15 protein-coding genes and 3 pseudogenes are annotated in these 18,102 nt (G+C 64.9%); 7 read left to right on the top strand and 11 right to left on the bottom strand.

Going from position 1 to position 18,102, the window contains the following annotated elements:
* Positions 1–17 precede the first annotated feature (17 nt).
* Genes mutY through ACWPWO_RS13745 form a run of 3 tightly spaced genes read right to left on the bottom strand, consistent with a single transcriptional unit; the run spans position 18 to position 2,682 of the window.
* A complete protein-coding gene (gene mutY / locus ACWPWO_RS13755; RefSeq protein WP_454007051.1) occupies positions 18–1,106 on the bottom strand; it encodes an A/G-specific adenine glycosylase in 1,089 nt (362 codons plus the stop codon).
* Positions 1,106–2,014, bottom strand: a complete 909-nt coding sequence (locus ACWPWO_RS13750) for a cell division protein FtsX (RefSeq protein WP_454007050.1) — start codon at positions 2,012–2,014, stop codon at positions 1,106–1,108. Before ACWPWO_RS13750 ends, mutY begins: the two co-directional genes overlap by 1 nt.
* Complete coding sequence (locus ACWPWO_RS13745; RefSeq protein ID WP_454007049.1) at positions 2,011–2,682, bottom strand: cell division ATP-binding protein FtsE; 672 nt, start codon at positions 2,680–2,682, stop codon at positions 2,011–2,013. Before ACWPWO_RS13745 ends, ACWPWO_RS13750 begins: the two co-directional genes overlap by 4 nt.
* Before the next feature lie 221 nt (positions 2,683–2,903).
* On the opposite strand from ACWPWO_RS13745, the pseudogene ACWPWO_RS13740 reads away from it, so the two are divergent.
* From ACWPWO_RS13740 to ACWPWO_RS13715, 6 genes and pseudogenes are all read left to right on the top strand, one after another.
* Positions 2,904–3,919: pseudogene (locus ACWPWO_RS13740) on the top strand (amino acid ABC transporter substrate-binding protein).
* Between the two features lie 100 nt (positions 3,920–4,019).
* The gene (locus ACWPWO_RS13735; RefSeq protein ID WP_454007048.1) at positions 4,020–5,204 is read left to right on the top strand and encodes an amino acid ABC transporter permease; all 1,185 of its coding nucleotides are present in this window, start codon (positions 4,020–4,022) and stop codon (positions 5,202–5,204) included.
* Positions 5,204–6,295 carry an amino acid ABC transporter permease gene (locus ACWPWO_RS13730; protein WP_454007047.1) on the top strand — a complete coding sequence of 364 codons (1,092 nt, stop codon included), beginning with the start codon at positions 5,204–5,206 and terminating at the stop codon, positions 6,293–6,295. The genes ACWPWO_RS13735 and ACWPWO_RS13730 overlap by 1 nt, the downstream gene beginning before the upstream one ends.
* A gap of 55 nt (positions 6,296–6,350) precedes the next feature.
* Positions 6,351–7,088, top strand: coding sequence for an amino acid ABC transporter ATP-binding protein (locus tag ACWPWO_RS13725; protein ID WP_454007046.1), 738 nt, complete (start codon positions 6,351–6,353; stop codon positions 7,086–7,088).
* Between the two features lie 121 nt (positions 7,089–7,209).
* Positions 7,210–8,199 (top strand): Bug family tripartite tricarboxylate transporter substrate binding protein, encoded by a 990-nt coding sequence (locus ACWPWO_RS13720; RefSeq protein ID WP_454007045.1) that lies wholly within the window; start codon positions 7,210–7,212, stop codon positions 8,197–8,199.
* Positions 8,200–8,465: 266 nt separating this feature from the next.
* Positions 8,466–9,044, top strand: coding sequence for an OmpA family protein (locus ACWPWO_RS13715; RefSeq protein ID WP_454007497.1), 579 nt, complete (start codon positions 8,466–8,468; stop codon positions 9,042–9,044).
* A gap of 419 nt (positions 9,045–9,463) precedes the next feature.
* Here the strand turns inward: ACWPWO_RS13715 and thiC are convergent.
* From thiC to ACWPWO_RS13700, 3 genes and pseudogenes are all read right to left on the bottom strand, one after another.
* Positions 9,464–11,378: pseudogene (gene thiC, locus ACWPWO_RS13710) on the bottom strand (phosphomethylpyrimidine synthase ThiC).
* Positions 11,379–11,567: 189 nt separating this feature from the next.
* Positions 11,568–11,945 carry a helix-turn-helix domain-containing protein gene (locus ACWPWO_RS13705; protein WP_394061901.1) on the bottom strand — a complete coding sequence of 126 codons (378 nt, stop codon included), beginning with the start codon at positions 11,943–11,945 and terminating at the stop codon, positions 11,568–11,570.
* Positions 11,946–12,040: 95 nt separating this feature from the next.
* Entirely contained in the window at positions 12,041–12,418 is a 378-nt protein-coding gene (locus tag ACWPWO_RS13700; protein ID WP_454007044.1) for a helix-turn-helix domain-containing protein, read from the bottom strand.
* A 112-nt stretch (positions 12,419–12,530) separates the two neighbouring features.
* On the opposite strand from ACWPWO_RS13700, the gene ACWPWO_RS13695 reads away from it, so the two are divergent.
* Complete coding sequence (locus ACWPWO_RS13695; protein ID WP_454007043.1) at positions 12,531–13,292, top strand: DNA-binding response regulator; 762 nt, start codon at positions 12,531–12,533, stop codon at positions 13,290–13,292.
* A 146-nt stretch (positions 13,293–13,438) separates the two neighbouring features.
* On the opposite strand, the pseudogene ACWPWO_RS13690 reads toward ACWPWO_RS13695, so the two are convergent.
* The 5 genes and pseudogenes from ACWPWO_RS13690 to rplU all read right to left on the bottom strand — a co-directional run bounded on the left by ACWPWO_RS13690 (position 13,439) and on the right by rplU (position 18,076).
* Positions 13,439–14,693: pseudogene (locus ACWPWO_RS13690) on the bottom strand (D-amino acid dehydrogenase).
* 149 nt (positions 14,694–14,842) lie between these two features.
* Positions 14,843–16,000, bottom strand: coding sequence for a glutamate 5-kinase (gene proB / locus ACWPWO_RS13685; RefSeq protein WP_454007042.1), 1,158 nt, complete (start codon positions 15,998–16,000; stop codon positions 14,843–14,845).
* A gap of 136 nt (positions 16,001–16,136) precedes the next feature.
* Entirely contained in the window at positions 16,137–17,228 is a 1,092-nt protein-coding gene (gene obgE / locus ACWPWO_RS13680; protein WP_454007041.1) for a GTPase ObgE, read from the bottom strand.
* 226 nt (positions 17,229–17,454) lie between these two features.
* On the bottom strand, positions 17,455–17,715 hold the full coding sequence (gene rpmA / locus ACWPWO_RS13675) for a 50S ribosomal protein L27 (protein WP_454007040.1): 261 nt from the start codon (positions 17,713–17,715) through the stop codon (positions 17,455–17,457).
* Between the two features lie 49 nt (positions 17,716–17,764).
* Positions 17,765–18,076 (bottom strand): 50S ribosomal protein L21, encoded by a 312-nt coding sequence (gene rplU, locus ACWPWO_RS13670; protein WP_394061888.1) that lies wholly within the window; start codon positions 18,074–18,076, stop codon positions 17,765–17,767.
* Positions 18,077–18,102 lie beyond the last annotated feature (26 nt).

Below are 18,102 nucleotides of genomic sequence, written 5' to 3'. Positions count from 1 at the left end.
TATCCGGAGGCGCGCCGCTATTCCAGCGTCAATTGCGCCTCGTCCACGCCGTACAGGCCGTCCAGCAGCTTGCGTATGGGCGCGGGCAGGGCGGCGTCGCGCAGTCCGTCCAGTTCCAGCCAGCGCTGCCGGGCGGCGGGCTCGGCCAGTACGGGGCCGTCGGCCTCCAGCAGCCAGGGCGTGATGTGCAGCTTGAAATGCGAAAACACATGCTGGAATGAGGCCAGGGCCACGGGCTCCTGGCTCGACCAGCGCCGCGCGGCCGCGTGCAGGGCCTGTTCGTCGTCGAATTGGGGCAGGGTCTGCAGGCCGCCCCAGATGCCTTTGTCGGGGCGTTGTTCCAGCAGCAGCCGGCCGTCCTGCTCCAGGATCAGCACGTGGCAGCAGCGCTCGTCCTGGCGGGCGCGTTCCTTGGGGCTGGGCAGCTCGGCCTGCACCTGGCGGGTGTGGGCATAGCAGTCCGACTGCAGGGGACACAGGCTGCAGGTCGGCTTGCTGCGCGTGCAGCACTGCGAGCCCAGGTCCATCAGGCCTTGCGTGTACGCCGCCATGTCCAGATCGGCGGGCGCCTGTGCCAGCACCTCCTGCGCCTTGTCCCACAGCGCGTTCTCCACGGCTTTCTTCTGCGTCGGACCATAGATGCCGAAATAGCGCGTGAAAACCCGCTTGACGTTGCCGTCCATGATGGGACTGCGTTCGCCGAAACAGAAAGCTGCGATGGCGCAGGCCGTGGAGCGGCCTATGCCGGGCAGCCCGGCCAGTTCCGCCGCCGTGCCGGGGAAGCGGCCCTGCCAGTGTTGCGCGACTTCGCGCGCGCAGCGGTGCAGGTTGCGGGCGCGGGCGTAGTAGCCCAGGCCGGCCCAATAGGGCATGACTTCGTCCTGGCTGGCGGCGGCCAGGTCCAGCACGGTGGGAAAACGTTCCAGAAAACGCTCGTAGTAGCCCAGGACAGTGGCGACCTGGGGCTGCTGCAGCATGATCTCGGACAGCCAGACCCGGTAGGGGTCCCGGGTGTGCTGCCAGGGCAGATGGTGGCGGCCCGCCTCTTTCTGCCAGGCCACCACGCGGCCGGCCAGGCCGCGCGTACAGGGTTCGGGTAGGGACATCAGTATTGTGTGGTGCGGGTGACGGACCAGCGCGCGGCCAGGGCGCCCAGGATGGCGACCAGGACGGCGGCGGTCAGCAGGAGCGAGAAGTCGGGCAGGCGCAGTTGCAGCGGCACGCCGTAGCTGGCGGCCAGGCGCGACAGCGCCTGGTTCAGGGGCGTCAGGGCCAGCAGCGCCAAGCCGCAGGCCAGGGCGCTGGCCAGCAGGCCGGTCAGCGCGCCCATGTACAGGAAGGGGCGCCGCACGAAGGCCTCGGTTGCGCCCACCAGGCGCGCCACGGCGATTTCCTCGCGCTGGCTGAGGGCCTGCAGGCGCACGGTATTGAAGACGGTGGCGATGACCACCACGCCCACGCCGGCCATCAGGATCCACAGGCCGATGCGGATGAAGCGCAGGATGGCCTCCAGGCGCTGTACCCATTCGCTGTCCAGCAGCACGCTGTCCACGCCTTCGCGGCCCTGGATGTCCTTTGCCAGGGTGTCGGCCCGCGCCGCCAGGTCGGGGGCCTCGTGTTGGGTCAGGACGATGGCATGGGGCAGGGGGTTGCTGGGCAGCACCGCGAGCGCGTCCGCCCAGGTGGGGTTGCCCTTGAGCTGGCGCAGCGCCTGTTCGTTGCTGACCAGGCGCGTTTGCGCCAGCAGCGGTTCGAACTCCTGCCGGATGCGGGCCGTCAATTCCTGAGCCTGCTCCAGCCTGGTGTCCTGCTTCATGAAGACCGTCATTTCGGGGGAGATCGGGATCTCGCGCACCACGGGCTGCGCGGCCAGCAGGATGGCGGCGCCCAGTATGGGTACGGCCAGCGTCAAGGCGATGACCACCAGGTTGGACAGCGAGGAGAAGGGCTGCACCTTCAGGCGGCGCAGGGCCACCAGCAGGGCGTATTGATGGTGTCGCAGCCAGCGCGTCATGCCAGCACCCCCGGATGGTCGGAGAAACGCCCGTCCTGGATCAGCAGGGTGCGGCGGGCGTAGCGGGCCATGAGCTTCAGGTCATGGGAGGCGATCAGCGTGGTCACGCCGACCCGGTTGAAATCCATCAAGACGTCCATGATGCGTTTGGCGTTGTCGGCGTCCAGGTTGGCGGTGGGCTCGTCCGCGAGCAGGATGGCCGGGCGGTTGACGGTGGCCCGGGCGATGGGCAGGCGCTGCTGTTCGCCGCCGGGCATCTCCACGGGGCTGAGGTCCTCCTTGCCGCGCAGGCCCACTTTTTCCATGGCGGCGCGGGCGCGCGCCTGGGCGGTGCGCGGGTCCAGGCCCACGACCGCCAGCGGCAGGGTGACGTTGGCCAGCGCGCTGCGGTCGTACAGCAGGTGTGTGTCCTGCAGCACCACGCCCACGGCGCGGCGCAGGTAGGGGCGCGCGCGCGCCGACAGCTTGTCCAGGCGGTGTCCGTTGACCTGCACGGAGCCGCGGCTGGGCGGCTCAAGGCCGCCGATCAGGCGCAGCAGGGTGGATTTGCCGGCTCCCGAGGGACCGGAGACGAAAATGAACTCGCCGGCCTGGATGCGGAAGTTGATGTCGGCAAGAATATTCCTGCCGCGGCCATACGACTTGAAAACGTGTTGGAACTCGATCATCGCGATGGAAAATCAAAGGTAAGTCTGCCCGGGGCGCCACGATGGCGGCCCGGCGCGGGCCGGCGTCAAAGCGCCGGGCCAAACATGGCCGGCCGTGGTTCCATAAGAGGGAAATTCCCCATACTTGTTTCGCAACACTGGTCATACGATTGGATACCGACAGCTTAGCTGCAATTGTAATCTGCATCCATTTACCAAAAGTAAACAGGAGGTGACATACCATGAGGTTCGTGAAAACCATTGCATGCGGTGTGGCTTTGATGGCATTTGGCGCCAGCGTACAAGCCGGCGAAACCCTGGACGCAGTCAAGAAGAAGGGCTTTGTCCAGTGCGGCATATCCACCGGCATCGCCGGTTTTTCGCTGGCTGACAGCAAGGGCGTCTGGTCGGGCATAGACGTGGACGCCTGCCGCGCCATCGCCGCCGCTGTCTTTGGCGACGCGGCCAAGTACAAGGTCACCCCCTGACGACGCAGCAGCGGTTCACCGCCCTGCAATCGGGCGAAGTGGACGTGCTGACCCGCAACACGACCGCCACCATCGCCCGCGACACCACCCTGGGCCTGATGAGCGCGGGCGTGAATTACTATGACAGCCAGGGCATCATGGTCAAGAAGGCGCTGGGCGTGAAAAGCGCCAAGGAGCTGGACGGCGCCGCGGTCTGCGTGCAGCCCGGCACCACCACCGAGCTGAACCTGGCCGACTGGTTCCGATCCCAGAACATCAAGTTCAATCCGGTCGTGATCAACAACCCCGAAGAGGCCATGCGCTCCTTCACCTCCGGGCGCTGCGACGCCTTCACCACCGACAAGTCCCAGCTGGCCTCCATGCGCGCTGCGCAAGCTTCGCCGGATGATTTCGACATCCTGCCCGAGGATCTCTCCAAGGAGCCGCTGGGACCCATGGTGCGCCAGGGCGATGATGAATGGTTCACGCTGGTGCGCTGGACCTTGAACGCCATGCTGGAGGCCGAGGAATACGGCATCACCTCCGCCAATGTGGACGAGAAGGCCAAGAGCGACAATCCGAACGTGCAGCGCATCCTGGGCGTGTCCGGGGAACTGGGCAAGGGCCTGAAGCTGGACAACAAGTGGGCCTACAACATCATCAAGCAGGTGGGCAACTACGGCGAAAGCTTCGAGCGCAACGTGGGCAAGAACACGCCGCTCAAGCTCGAGCGCGGCCTGAACGCCCAATGGCGAGACGGCGGACTGATGTACGGGTGGCCAGTGCGTTAAGATTCCACATCTTCACCCTCTGTTTCCGCGCCTCGCCGACGGCGGGGCGCGGGCCATCTCGCAGGGCTACGCGTAGTGCTGCTAACACGGGTTTTACGCTATGGCACAAAACACACCTGCTCCGCAGGCGCCGCGCCGGCGCCTGTCCTGGAATGATCCGTTCACGCGCGGCATCATCTACCAGGTCCTGATCCTGGGCATACTGGGCTTCTGTGTGTGGTATCTGGTCTCCAATACCTTGCACAATCTGGCGGTGCGCAATATTTCCACAGGCTTTGAATTCCTGGATCGCGAGGCGGGCTTTGCCATCGGCGAGTCCTCCATCGCCTATACGCCGTCCGACACGTACGGCCGCGCCATCCTGGTGGGCCTGATCAATACGCTCAAGGTCTCGGTCATCGGCATCGTCGCCGCCACTTTGATCGGCACGGTGCTGGGCATCGCGCGCCTGTCCAGGAACTGGCTCATCTCCCGGCTGGCGGGCCTGTACGTGGAGGTGATGCGCAATATCCCGCTGCTGCTGCAGCTGTTCTTCTGGTATGCATTGATCACCGATGCGCTGCCCGGTCCCCGCCAGGCGCTCAATCCGGTCAGCGGCGCCCTCCTGTCCAACCGCGGCCTGAAGCTGCCCCCGCTGCAGGGCGACGGCCTGAACTGGCTGCTGCTGGGCCTGGGAGCGGCAATCGTGGCCGTGGTGCTGCTGGCGCACTGGGCGCGCCGCCGCCAGGAGCAGACCGGACGTATCTTCCCGGTGGGGCGCGCCAGCGCGGCTCTGCTGCTGGCCCTGCCGGCCGCCGCACTGCTGCTCAGCGGCGCGCCGATCGCGCTGGACGTGCCCGAGCTGCGCGGCTTCAACTTCGCGGGCGGACTGACCCTGTCGCCTGAGTTCGCCGCGTTGCTGGCCGGGCTCATCATCTATACCTCGGCCTTCGTGGCCGAAGTCGTGCGCTCGGGCATACAGGCCGTGGGCAAGGGGCAATGGGAGGCCGCACAGGCGCTGGGCCTGACCCGCAGCCGCATGATGCGCCTGGTCATCCTGCCGCAGGCCTTGCGCGTCATCGTGCCGCCCATGACCAGCCAGTACCTGAACCTGACCAAGAACAGTTCGCTGGCCGTGGCCATCGGCTATCCGGACATCGTATCGGTGGTGAACACCACGCTGAACCAGACGGGCCAGGCGATCGAGGGCATCCTGATCATCATGGCGGCCTACCTGACCGTCAGCCTGTCGATCTCGATCTTCATGAACTGGTACAACAACCGCATCGCCCTGGTGGAGCGCTAATGAGTCAGAACACCTCGACCCTGTCGGCCCCGCCGCCGCTGCAGCGCGGCCTGATCGGCTGGCTGCGCGAGAACCTCTTCTCCTCGCCGCTGAACGCCATCCTGACCGTCCTGGTGGTGTGGCTGCTGCTGATGACCGTGCCTGCCCTGGTGGACTGGCTGTTCATCAAGGCCAATTTCGACGCCCGGACGGCCCAGGATTGCCGCGCCAGCGCCGGAGCCTGCTGGGCCTTCATCCGCGAGAAGCACCGTTTGATCCTGTTCGGCATCTATCCTTACGACGAGCAGTGGCGGCCCTTGCTGGCCTCCATCCTGCTGACGCTGCTGATCGTGTGCAGCTGCGTGAGCTGGTTCTGGAAGCCCTGGCTGCCCCTGCTGTGGCTGGCCGGCCTGACGGTGGTGGGCGTGCTGATGTGGGGCGGCGTGCTGGGCCTGAGCTATGTGGAGAACAGCCTGTGGGGCGGTCTGCCGCTGACTCTGATCCTGGCCACCTTCGGCATTGCCTTCGCCTTTCCGCTGGGGCTGCTGCTGGCCCTGGGGCGCACATCGCGTCTGCCGGCGGTCAAGGCCGTGTGCGTGGTCTACATCGAGCTGATCCGCGGCGTCCCCCTGATCAGCCTGCTGTTCATGTCCTCGGTGATGCTGCCTCTGTTCATGCCCGAAGGTTTCAATATCGACAAGCTGCTGCGCGCCCAGATCGCCATCATCCTGTTCGCCGCCGCCTATATCGCCGAGACCGTTCGCGGCGGCCTGCAGGCCATCCCCAAAGGGCAGTACGAGGGCGCGGAGTCCATCGGCCTGAGCTACTGGCAGACCATGCGCAAGATCGTGCTGCCTCAGGCGCTCAAGATCGTGATTCCGCCGCTGGTCAGCATCTTCATCTCGCTGTTCAAGGACACTTCCCTGGTGGTGATCATAGGCATCTTCGACCTGACCCAGGCCGCGAAGGTGGCGCTGGCCGATGCGGCCTGGCGCGGCTTCAGCACCGAAGCCTATCTGTTCATCGCTCTGATTTATTTCGTGTTCTGCTATTCGATCTCCCGTTACAGCCGCGCCCTGGAGCGCCGGCTGCAGACCGGGTATGAACGCTGAGACAGGCCGCGGCGCGCCAGGTGCGGGCCGCGGCCGACCCTACTAGGAGTTTTGCATGGCAGAGGCCATCATTGAGCTGAAGAACGTCAACAAGTGGTACGGGCAGTTCCACGTGCTGCGCAACATCAACCTGGATGTGGGCCGGGGCGAGCGGATCGTGATCTGCGGGCCCTCCGGCTCGGGCAAGTCCACCTTGATCCGCTGCATCAATCGGCTGGAGGAGCATCAGCAGGGCCGGATCATTGTGGACGGCGTGGAGCTGACCAACGACTTGCGCCAGATCGAGGCCATACGCCGCGATGTGGGCATGGTGTTCCAGCACTTCAATCTGTTCCCGCACCTGACCGTCATGGAGAACCTGACGCTGGGGCCCATGTGGGTGCTGCGCAAGACCAAGGCCCAGGCCCAGGCCATGGCCATGAAATACCTGGAGCGCGTGCGCATCCCCGAGCAGGCCCAGAAATATCCCGGCCAGCTCTCCGGCGGCCAGCAGCAGCGCGTGGCAATTGCCCGTTCGCTGTGCATGGAGCCTAAAATCATGCTGTTCGATGAGCCCACCTCGGCGCTGGATCCGGAAATGGTCAAGGAAGTGCTGGAGGTCATGGTCGAGCTGGCCCAAACCGGCATGACCATGCTGTGCGTCACCCATGAAATGGGTTTTGCGCGCAAGGTGGCCGACCGGGTCATTTTCATGGACCAGGGCGAGATCATTGAGCAGAATGCGCCGGATGCGTTTTTTGACGCTCCCCGGAACGAGCGCACGCGGGAATTCCTCAGCCAGATCATTCACTGAGCCTGCGCCGTGCGCAGGCCTGTTTTTTTGTCGTCGGACCGCCCAAGGCAAAAAGCGCTTCCTCGGGGGCAGCAAGCCGAAGGCGCGCCGTGGAGTATTTTTTTCTTTGAAGGATAGTTCGATGTTTTGTGTACGCAAGGGGCTGTTGGCCGCCTCGGGAGTCGCCGCCATGATGGCCGCGCCCGCCGTCATGGCTGAAGATGCCTTTCCCTCCAAACCCATCCAGTTCGTGGTGCCGTATCCGCCCGGAGGGCCGCTGGACAGCATGGCGCGTCTGCTGGCCGAGCGCGTCAAGGATGACCTGGGCACCGTGGTGGTGGAGAACAAGTCGGGCGCCGGCGGCAATATCGGCGCCAGCATCGTGGCCAAGGCCGCGCCGGACGGCTACACGCTGATGATGGGAGCCGTGGCCATCAACGCCATCAATCCCTGGCTGTACAAGACCGTACCCTTCGATCCCGTGCAGAGCTTCGAGCCCATCGCGCTCGTGGCGTCGGTCCCCAACATCCTGATCGTCAACAAGGAATTCGCGCAGGACAACAAGATCGCCACGGTGCAGGACCTGGTGACCTACGCCAAGCAGCATCCCGGCCAGCTCAATTTCGCGTCGGGCGGCAACGGCAGCGCGGGACACCTGGCTGGCGCCGTGCTGAACACGCGCGCCCAGATCGATTCGATACACGTGCCCTATGCGGGCGCCGCCCCGGCCAAGACGGCCCTGCTGGCCGGCCAGGTGCATTTCATGTTCGACAACTTGGCCTCGGCCGCTCCCCTGATCAAGGCCGATTCGGTCAAGGCCCTGGCCGTGACCACCACGGAACGCTCCAACTTCTTCCCGGACGTGCCCACCATGGAGCAGGCAGGCGTTCAGCCCTTTGACCTGGGGACCTGGTTCGGCGTGTTCGTGACCGGCGGCACGCCCCAGCCCATCGTGCAGAAGCTGCACGATGCCTATGCCAAGGCGCTGACCGAGCCGTCCGTGCGCCAGGCGCTGGCCGTGATGGGCTCGGATGCCGAACCGGGCACGGTGGAGCAGTTCCGCGAGCTTGTCAGTAGTGACCTGAAGAAGTACAAGGAGGTTGTGGCCAGCTCCGGCGCTGAGTTGTTCTAGGTCCTGGCCGTCCGGTGCCCGTCAGGGACGGGCATCGTGCAGGTGAAGTGCAGTCCGTTTGATCAAGAATTGTTAACAGAGGTGTTTGGAACCATTCTGTAACACCGAGTCTATGCGCGCCTTGCTAGCATAGGGGCGCTCGATAGGCCCTTGTACTTAATTTCGAGATTACGGAGAAAAGAATGACAATTTCCATTCGTTCTGCCAAGTTTGCGGCATGTGCAGGCGCTTTCGCCATCCTGGCCGGCTGCGGCACCATGGACAATATGGGTACGGGCGGGCGCACTGCCGTTGGAGCGGGGGCAGGCGCCGCCGTGGGGGCGGGGCTGGGCGCCCTGATCGGAGACAGCAGCAAGGCGGCGGCCATCGGTGCGGGCATCGGCGCCCTGGCCGGGGGCATTGCGGCCTACAACTGGTCCGGCATCAAGAAGGATGTCCAGCAGTCCGGCGCGACCAGCCTGGGCGTGGACGTCACGGAAATGCCCGACGGCAGCCTGCGTGTCAATATCCCCAGCAGCGTCTCCTTCGACACGGGCAAGTACCAGTTGAAGCCGGCTCTGCTGCCGGTGCTGGACAGCGTGGCGCGCGCCATGGTCCAGCATCCCGAACTGCGCGCCAAGGCCATCGGTCACACCGACAGCACGGGCTCCGCCCAGACCAACCAGACGCTGTCCGTGAACCGCGCCAGCGCCGTCACCAACTACCTGACCCAGCAAGGCGTGGGCCAGGGCCGCCTGATGGTCGAGGGCCGCGGGCCGAATTCGCCGATCGGCGACAACGCCACGGCGGAAGGCCGCGCCATGAACCGGCGCGTGGAGCTGTATCTGTACGCCCCTCAGCAGTAAAGGCTTTATGCGCCTGCAGGCGCGGACGAGCAAAGGCCCGGCTTTCGCCGGGCTTTTTTTGGGCGTGATGGTGCGCGAACAAGCTTACCCATCTAGTTGCGGGGTGCGGATCGGCTGGTTGATAAGCAAGCAGGCCTTTGCAAAGACGCCGTTCAGGAAGTGAGCGGGCTCGTCTGGGCTGATGGCTTGCCGGTGCTGCACCGGTGCCCTTGTCGGCGGATCGCTCCGGGCGCATTCTGAACTCGCGCGATGGCCCGCCCCTCGGACGAGTCATAAGCGTCGCGCTCGAACAGCAGAATGCTTGCCTCCCGGATCGCTCCCCCGCCTGCAATGGTCCTGATAATCGAAGAAGCCCCGCAAAAAAGCCCCAGGCAGGACAAACCCGCCCGGGGCGCTTTCACTGCCTGATCATGAAGGCGTCAAGCCTCCTGGTACAGCTTGCTGCCCTGCTGCACGAACTGCACCGACATCTCCTTCATGCCCTGGTCCACGGCGGCCGCCTCGTCCAGGCCCTTGGCCTTGGCGTAGTCGCGCACGTCCTGCGAGATCTTCATGCTGCAGAACTTGGGTCCGCACATGGAGCAGAAGTGGGCCACCTTCATGGAGTCCTTGGGCAGGGTCTCGTCGTGGAAGTCGCGCGCCGTGTCCGGGTCCAGGCCCAGGTTGAACTGGTCCTCCCAGCGGAACTCGAAGCGCGCCTTGGACAAGGCGTTGTCGCGAAAAGCCGCGGCCGGGTGCCCCTTGGCCAGGTCGGCCGCGTGGGCGGCGATCTTGTAGGTGATGATGCCGTCCTTGACGTCCTTCTTGTTGGGCAGGCCCAGGTGCTCCTTGGGCGTGACATAGCACAGCATGGCCGTGCCCTGCCAGGCGATCATGGCCGCGCCCAGGCCGGAGGTGATGTGGTCGTAGCCCGGCGCGATGTCCGTGGCCAGCGGTCCCAGCGTATAGAAGGGCGCTTCGTGGCAGTGCTCCAGTTGCAGCCGCATGTTTTCCGGGATCAGGTGCAGCGGCACGTGGCCGGGGCCTTCGATCATGACCTGCACATCGTGCTTCCAGGCTGCCTGGGTCAGCTCGCCCAGGGTGCGCAGTTCGGCGAACTGGGCCTGGTCGTTGGCATCGTATCCCGAGCCGGGCCGCAGGCCGTCGCCCAGCGAGAAGGCCACGTCATACTGCTTCATGATGTCGCAGATGTCCTCGAAGCGTTCGTACAGGAAGCTTTCGCGGTGATGCGCCAGACACCATTTGGCCATGATGGAGCCGCCGCGCGACACGATGCCCGTCATGCGGCTGGCCGTCATCGGGATGAAGGGCAGGCGCACGCCGGCGTGGATGGTGAAATAGTCCACCCCCTGTTCGGCCTGCTCGATCAGCGTGTCGCGGAAGATGTCCCAGGTCAGGTCCTCGGCGATGCCGCCGACCTTTTCCAGGGCCTGGTAGATGGGCACGGTGCCCACGGGCACGGGCGAGTTGCGGATGATCCATTCGCGCGTCTCGTGGATGTTCCTGCCGGTGGACAGGTCCATGATGGTGTCCGCGCCCCATCGTATGGCCCAGGTCATCTTTTCGACTTCTTCGCCGATGGTCGAGCCCAGCGCCGAGTTGCCGATGTTGGCGTTGATCTTCACCAGGAAATTGCGGCCTATGATCATGGGCTCGGTTTCCGGGTGGTTGACGTTGGCCGGCAGGATGGCCCGGCCGCGCGCGATCTCGTCGCGCACGAATTCGGGCGTGACCAGGGCGGGCAGGGTGGCGCCGTAGCCCTGGCCGGGATGCACGCGGGTCAGGCGACGGGCCATTTCCTCGCCTTGCGGGCCGCTGGCGCGCAGGCTTTCCAGGTATTGCTCGCGGCGCAGGTTCTCGCGGATGGCCACGAACTCCATCTCGGGCGTGACGATGCCGCGTCGCGCATAGTGCATCTGGGTGACGTTGGCGCCGGGCTTGCCGCGCCGCGGCCGGCGGACCAGCTCGAAGCGCAGCGCGTCCAGCTCCGGATCGGCCTGCCGGGCCCGGCCGTACTGGCTGTTCAGGCCGGCGGTCAGTTCGGTGTCGTCGCGCTCCTGGATCCAGGCCTGACGCAGCGGCGGCAGGCCCTTGCGGATGTCGATGTGGGCGGCCGGGTCCGTGTAGGGGCCGCTGGTGTCGTAGACGCTGAGCGGGGTTGCGCTCCGCGCCGAACTGGCTGGGGGTATCGGCCAGGGTGATCTCGCGGAACGGCACGCGCAGGTCGGGACGCGAGCCGGTCTGGTAGATCTTGCGGGAATTGGGCAAAGGCTGGATCGCAGCCGGGTCCACGCTGGCCGCGGTGGCTGTGAAAGTTGGGTTTTTGCTTGTCATTGCAGCTCCAAGGAAGGGGTGGAGCCGATATAGGAAGAAGCACCTTGCAGGCATTGCACCTGGGGCGCACGCTCCCAGCATCGGCATTATCCGTACTGGTACGAGGGTGTTTCTCAACCCGCCTGCGGCGAGTACCCCTGCGTGAGGACAAGTATAGGTGTCTTGGACCTGTCTGTGGGCTGATAAAGCTTATTTGCTTTTCATGCCATTGAGCAGATGGCGTATGGTCTGGTCCAGGTGTTCGCGGTCCTTGCCGGACAGCGCCACGATCTCGTCCACGGAGAAGCGGCTGAAGGGCCAGGTGACGATGGGCGGTCCGCCGTCCGGTTCATGCATGACCAGTGCGCCGCCCACGCTGATCTCCATGGGGCCCAGGCCGCTCTTGAGCCACTGGGCGCTGACGTTCAGGGCCTTGGCCAGGTCCAGGATCTCGCGGGCGTCACGGCGCGCGCCGCTCTCGTAGTTGGAGATGGCGCTCTGGCTCAGGTTGCAGAGCCGGGCCAGCTCGGCCTGGGAGAGGCCGCGCTGCTGCCGGGCATGGCGTAGGCGTTCGGAAAAGTGCTTCACACCAGTGATTGTTCATGGAACGCCGACCACGATGGTTTTGATGGATAATCCCGTATGTGATGTTGAACGCTGCGGTCTTGCCGCGAGCGGGACCGCTAGCGGGGTTTCATGCCGTCGAGCAGGTGGCGCACGGTGCGCTCGAGAAGTTCGCGCTCGGTCACGGGCAGCGCGACGATTTCATCCACGGAAAAGCGGCTGAAAGGCCAGGTGACGATGGGCGGTCCGCCGTCTGGTTCATGCATGACCAGGGCGCCGCCCGCCCGGGGCTCCATCATGCCCACTCCGTTGCGCAGCCACTGCGCGCTGACGCTCAAGGCCTTGGCTAGGTCCAGGATTTCCCGGGCGTCGCGGCGCGTGCCGTTCTCGTAGTTGGAGATGGCGCTCTGGCTCAGGCCGCACAAGCGGGCCAGCCCGGCCTGCGACAGGCCGCGTTGTTGCCGTGCGTGGCGCAGGCGTTCGGAGAAGTTTTTCACACCACAGATTGTTGATGCAACGCCCACCACGATGGTTTTGATTAAATAACACGTTTGTGATTTATAATGTCAGGCAGGGTCATCTGGCGTCATTATAGTTAAGGTATCAACTATGTCGGTTACAAATGTGGTTACTGGCGGTCCTGTTGTGCTGTACCTCTCCAGTGTCATTCCTGATCGAAACCTGCTGGAACAGCAGGTCAAGGCCCTGGCGGAACGGGGCTATCGGCCGATTTCCTGCCGCGACTCCACCGCCTTGCTGCAATTGGCGCAAAGCCGGGGCAGGCACATGGGCTCGGTGTGCATTGCCTGGCTGGGCGGCGCCTTGTCCGATATCTGCGCGGCTGCCGTCCGCCTACGCATGCTGTGCCCGCAGGTCGGCATCCTGATGCAGGCGGACTATTGCGACGCGGCCATGCTCCAGGCGCTGCACAGCGGCGGAGACCAACTGTGTCCCAGGGATGCGTCCTTCGAATTGCTGGCGGCCAGCCTGCAAAGCCTGCAGCGCCGCCTGATGCAGGTGCCCATGCTGCCCGAACTGCGCCAACGCGCCGACTGGGCGCTCACCCAGGAAGGCTGGGCCCTGGTGGCGCCCAACGGGCAATCCTTCGCCCTGACCACCACGGAGCGCTCTTTCATCTGCTGCCTGTTGCATCACCCCGACCGGCGCGCCAGCCACCATGAACTGCTCAGCGCCATCGCCGGTGTGCAGGGCGAGATCGAAGACCCGCCTTCGGCTCTGCTCATCAATCGACTGGGGGTGCTGGTCAGCCGGATGCGCCGCAAGTTCAACCGGGGCGATACCGTGCTGCCGGTGCGCTCGGTGCACAACTGGGGTTATATGTTTGCCGCCAATTGCGAACTGCGCGACTGAAGCCTTGGTTTGTCGTTCTTTCCCTCCGCATCATGCGGTTCGTCCGGCGCCAGGATCCTGGGATGAACTCTTTGTACTCCCGCCGTTGCGAATGACGCTTGCTCGTGCGTCCGTGTTCCGCGGTGGCGGGCGTTCTGCCGCTGCAGTCAATGCGCGTAGCGCTGCACCGACAGGTCGTCGGCGCGGATGGCGGGCTCCCGGCCGCTGATGATGTCGGCCAGCAACTGGGCGCTGCCGGTGGCCAGCGTCCAGCCCAGCGTGCCGTGGCCGGTGTTCAGGAACAGATTGTCGTAGCGCGTGCGGCCTATGATGGGCGTGCTGTCGGGGGTCTTGGGCCGCAGGCCGGTCCAGAAGTTCAGATCCACGCCGCTCTGGTAGCTGCCGGGGAACAGGTCGTTCAGCACCATCAGCAAGGTTTGCTGGCGGCGCGGGTTCAGGCGTTTGTCAAAGCCCACCACTTCCGCCATGCCGCCTACGCGTATGCGGCGATCGAAACGGGTCAAGGCGATCTTGTAGCTTTCATCGAGCAGGGTGGATTGCGGCGCCCGCGATTCGTCCGCGATGGTCGCCGTGATGGAATAGCCTTTCAGCGGATAGACGGGAATGGCCTGCAGGTCTTTCATCAGGCCCGTGGACCAGGAGCCCAGCGCGACGACATAGGCATCGGCCACCAGCAGTTCGTCCTGGCACTGCACGCCGCTGATCCGTCCGCCGCTTGCATGGATGCGCTGGATCGTCTGGCCCCAGTGGAATTCCACGCCTTCCTGACGGGCCAGCTCGGCCAGGCGGGTGGTGAAAAGCTGGCAGTCGCCGGTCTCGTCGTCAGGAAAGCGCAAGCCGCCGCTCAGCTTGTGCTCAACATGCCGCAGGGCGGGTTCCACGCGGTGCAGCTCAGAGGCCGGCATCAGCTCGTAGCGCACGCCGGCTTGTTGCAGCACCTGGATGTCGGCGGCGACGGCGTCCAGTTGCTTCTGGGTGCGGAAAAGCTGCAGCGTGCCTTGCCGGCGTTGCTCGTACTGGATGCCGGTAGCTTCGCGCAGCTCGGCCAGGCAATGCCGGCTGTATTCGGCCAGCCGCACCATCCGTTCCTTGTTGGTGGCGTAATGGTCGGGCGTGCAGTTGCGCCACATGGCCAGGAGCCAGCGGATCTGGTCCAGGCTGCGGTCCGGACGTATGGTCAGGGAGGGTGGCGGTCGAACATCCAGCCTATCGCCTTGCGGGGATGCCGGGCGCGGCCCAGGGGCAGGCGTAGCCGAAGGACAGTTGGCCGGCATTGGCGAAGCTGGTCTCCAGGGCGGGGCCCTGCAGGCGATCCACCACCGTCACGCTGTGGCCCTGGCGGGCCAGATAATAGGCGCTGGTGACTCCTTCCACGCCGGCGCCCAGAACGAGGATCTTCATACTTTTCCTTATATGGCGCGGCAGGGCTGCGCAGGAGCAAGGCGCGTCATGCGCGCCCGCTGTCGTAATTCGATACGTTTGGCCGGTCTATTTCAACAGGCGGGGGCGGAGCGGGTCAAGGCCGGAAGTTCGAGGCCGGCCTTGACGGGTCAGTCCGACTCGGCGGCCGAGTTGGGAAACACCATGTTGTTGCGGTGCATCAGCTCGGTGTCGTTCGCGCCTCCCAGCAGTTCATTGATCAGGTGGCTGGGCTGGCCCATGATGCGCCGGGTGTCGTCGGACGAATAATTGATCAGGCCGCGCGCGTACTCCACGCCATGCCGGTCCACGCAGGCGACCACATCGCCCCGGTCGAACTCGCCTTCCACGTGGGTGACGCCCACGGGCAGCAGGCTTTTATGACCTTCGGTCAGGGCGCGCACGGCCCCGTCGTCCAGCGACACGCGCCCGCGCACGCGCAGGTGGTCCACCAGCCAGCGCTGGCGAGCCGAGCGCACGGGCAGCATGGCGCGCAGTTCGGTGCCGATGCGTTCGCCCTGGGCCAGACGCGAGAGCACATTGCTTTCCCGGCCCGAGGCAATGATGGTGTGGCCGCCGCTGTTGGCGGCCCGCTTTGCCGCCAGGATCTTGGTGATCATGCCGCCGGTGCCCACCATGGTGCCCGAGCCGCCGGCCATGGCGTCCAGCGTGGGGTGTCGGGCCTGGGCCAGGGAGATGAACTCGGCGTCCGGATTGCGGCGCGGATCGGCGCTGTACAGGCCGCCCTGGACCGTCAGGATGATCAGGGCCTCGGCTTCGATCAGGTTGGTCACCAGCGCGCCCAGCGTGTCGTTGTCGCCCACGCGGATTTCGTCGGTGACCACGGTGTCGTTCTCGTTGACGATGGGCACCACGCCCAGGTCCAGCAAGGTGTTGATTGTGCTGCGCGCGTTCAGGTAGCGATGGCGGTCGGCCAGGTCTTCGTGAGTCAGCAGGATCTGGGCGGTACGCACGCCATGGCGGGCAAAGGCCACTTCATAGGCCTGGATCAGGCCCATCTGTCCCACGGCGGCAGCGGCCTGCAGTTCGTTCATGGCCTTGGGCCGGCGCGGCCAGCCCAGGCGCGCCATGCCTTCGGCGATGGCGCCGGTGGAGACCAGCACCAGTTGCTTGCCCTGCGCATGCAGGCTGGCGATCTGGGTGGCCCACTGCTCAACGGCGTCAAGGTCTATGCCTTTGCCTTCGTTGGTGACCAGGGACGAACCCACCTTGACGACCAGGCGCCGCGATTGGGCGACGGCGGACTCGGAGTGAGAAGAGAGCTGCATGATGAGCCTGAGATCCATCGGTTAGCGTAGAAATAGGGAAAATGCCCGGAGGGAAGGAGCGGCAGGCTGACCGCGGGGCCGGGCGTCATGTGCTCGCGCCGGCCCCGAAGGCCGGCGCAACGGGCCGCCGGCCTGTTCAGTCCGGGGCGAAACGCGGGTCGTCGTACACGTGGGTGCCGTCGGCCTTGTCCTGTTCGATGTGTTCCTTGCGGGTTTCCTCGTCCAGCCAGGATTGCAGTTGCCAGACCAGTTCCTGGGTGCCTTCGCCGGTCAGGGCGGAGATGCCGAACACGGGGCCTTCCCAGCCGAGCTCCTTGAGCAGGCGGGCCTTGAGGTCTTCGGGATCGTCCACCATGTCCAGCTTGTTCAGCACCAGCCAGCGCGGCTTGGCGTACAGTTCTTCGCTGTACAGGCGCAGTTCCTCGACGATGGCGCGGGCTTCGGCGACGACTTTTTCCACCACGTCCACATCCGGATCCAGGCTGGAGACGTCCAGCAGGTGCAGCAGGATGCGCGTGCGGGTCAGATGGCGCAGGAACAGGTGGCCCAGCCCCGCGCCTTCGGAGGCGCCTTCGATCAGGCCTGGAATGTCCGCCACCACGAAGCTGTGCGATTCGGAGGAACGCACCACGCCCAGATTGGGGTGCAGCGTGGTGAAGGGGTAGTCGGCGATGCGCGGGCGGGCGTTGGAGACGCGCGAGATGAACGTGGACTTGCCGGCGTTGGGCATGCCCAGCAGGCCCACGTCGGCCAGCACCTTCAATTCCAGGCGCAGCTTGCGCTGCTCGCCTTCCTTGCCGTAGGTGAACTGGCGTGGAGCGCGGTTCACGCTGGACTTGAAGTGCAGGTTGCCCATCCCGCCCTGGCCGCCCTTGGCCAGCGTGACGCGTTCGCCGTGGCGTTTCAGGTCGTACAGTTGTTCGCCGGTGTCGGCGTCGAACACCATGGTGCCCACGGGCAGGCGCAGCACGATGTCCGGGCCGGCGGCGCCGTACTGGTCCGAGCCGCGGCCATTTTCGCCGTTGCGGGCGCGGTGCAGACGGGCGTAGCGGTAGTCGATCAGGGTGTTGACGTTGCGGTCGGCCACGGCATGGATGCTGCCGCCCCGGCCGCCGTCGCCGCCGTCCGGCCCGCCTTTTTCGATGAATTTTTCCCGGCGGAAGCTGGCGACGCCATTTCCGCCTTTGCCTGCGATGACTTCAATGGTCGCTTCGTCTACGAATTTCATGGTGATGAGTGCTGTATGGGTCCAGGAACACGCGTGGCCGCGGTCCCGTATCCGGACCATTTTAAACAAAAAACACTAAGTGCTCAGTGTATAGGAGATTGGGCGCGGAGCCGGCGGATTGCGCGCCGGGCAGGCGTGCTCTTGTCGTTCTGGGGTCGGCCGCGCAAAGAAAAAGCCCCGCCGCAAACGGCAGGGCTTTCTGGGCTGCTACGCGTGGAGCGTGAGCTTACTCGGCGGCAACGACCGAAACGGTACGCTTGTTCAGTGCACCGGTGATGGAAAATTTGACTTTGCCATCGACCAGGGAGAACAGGGGGTGGTCCTTGCCAATGCCCACGGACACGGCGGGGTGAAACTGAGGGCCGCGCTGACGGACAATGATGCCGCCAGCCAGAATTTCCTGACCGCCGTAAACTTTTACGCCCAGTCGTTTGGCCTGTGAGTCACGGCCGTTCCGCGTAGAGCCGCCGCCTTTCTTCTGTGCCATGTTTTAGCTCCTTGATGAAGAAAATACCAGATTCGCTTCGAGCAACGGCTTAGCCGTTGACGGCCTCGATGCGGATTTCGGTGTAGTTCTGACGATGGCCTTGCGTTTTGCGATAGTGCTTGCGACGGCGCATTTTGAAGATTTTCACTTTGTCGTGACGGCCTTGCGCAAGAACGGTTGCCTTGACCACGGCGCCGTCAACGAAAGGAGCACCGATCTTCAGTGCTTCGCCTTCGCCTACGGACAGGACCTGGTCGAGCGAGATTTCTTGCCCAATGTCAGCCGGTATCTGTTCTATCTTGAGTTTTTGGCCAGCAGTAACGCGATATTGCTTACCGCCGGTTTTTATAACCGCGTACATAGGGAGTCCCTTAGAGATTCAATCCG

It is taken from the genome of Alcaligenes sp. Marseille-Q7550 (assembly GCF_965112015.1).
The sequence above is the reverse complement of the archived record's forward strand: the minus strand, read 5'-3'. Positions and strand labels throughout refer to the sequence as shown.

Coding starts and splice junctions, on each gene's coding strand:
- mutY (WP_454007051.1), bottom strand. CDS start 1,106: ATGTCCCTACCCGAACCCTGTACGCGCGGCCTGGCCGGCCGCGTGGTG.
- ACWPWO_RS13750 (WP_454007050.1), bottom strand. CDS start 2,014: ATGACGCGCTGGCTGCGACACCATCAATACGCCCTGCTGGTGGCCCTG.
- ACWPWO_RS13745 (WP_454007049.1), bottom strand. CDS start 2,682: ATGATCGAGTTCCAACACGTTTTCAAGTCGTATGGCCGCGGCAGGAAT.
- ACWPWO_RS13735 (WP_454007048.1), top strand. CDS start 4,020: ATGGCACAAAACACACCTGCTCCGCAGGCGCCGCGCCGGCGCCTGTCC.
- ACWPWO_RS13730 (WP_454007047.1), top strand. CDS start 5,204: ATGAGTCAGAACACCTCGACCCTGTCGGCCCCGCCGCCGCTGCAGCGC.
- ACWPWO_RS13725 (WP_454007046.1), top strand. CDS start 6,351: ATGGCAGAGGCCATCATTGAGCTGAAGAACGTCAACAAGTGGTACGGG.
- ACWPWO_RS13720 (WP_454007045.1), top strand. CDS start 7,210: ATGTTTTGTGTACGCAAGGGGCTGTTGGCCGCCTCGGGAGTCGCCGCC.
- ACWPWO_RS13715 (WP_454007497.1), top strand. CDS start 8,466: ATGGGTACGGGCGGGCGCACTGCCGTTGGAGCGGGGGCAGGCGCCGCC.
- ACWPWO_RS13695 (WP_454007043.1), top strand. CDS start 12,531: ATGTCGGTTACAAATGTGGTTACTGGCGGTCCTGTTGTGCTGTACCTC.
- proB (WP_454007042.1), bottom strand. CDS start 16,000: ATGCAGCTCTCTTCTCACTCCGAGTCCGCCGTCGCCCAATCGCGGCGC.
- obgE (WP_454007041.1), bottom strand. CDS start 17,228: ATGAAATTCGTAGACGAAGCGACCATTGAAGTCATCGCAGGCAAAGGC.
- rpmA (WP_454007040.1), bottom strand. CDS start 17,715: ATGGCACAGAAGAAAGGCGGCGGCTCTACGCGGAACGGCCGTGACTCA.
- rplU (WP_394061888.1), bottom strand. CDS start 18,076: ATGTACGCGGTTATAAAAACCGGCGGTAAGCAATATCGCGTTACTGCT.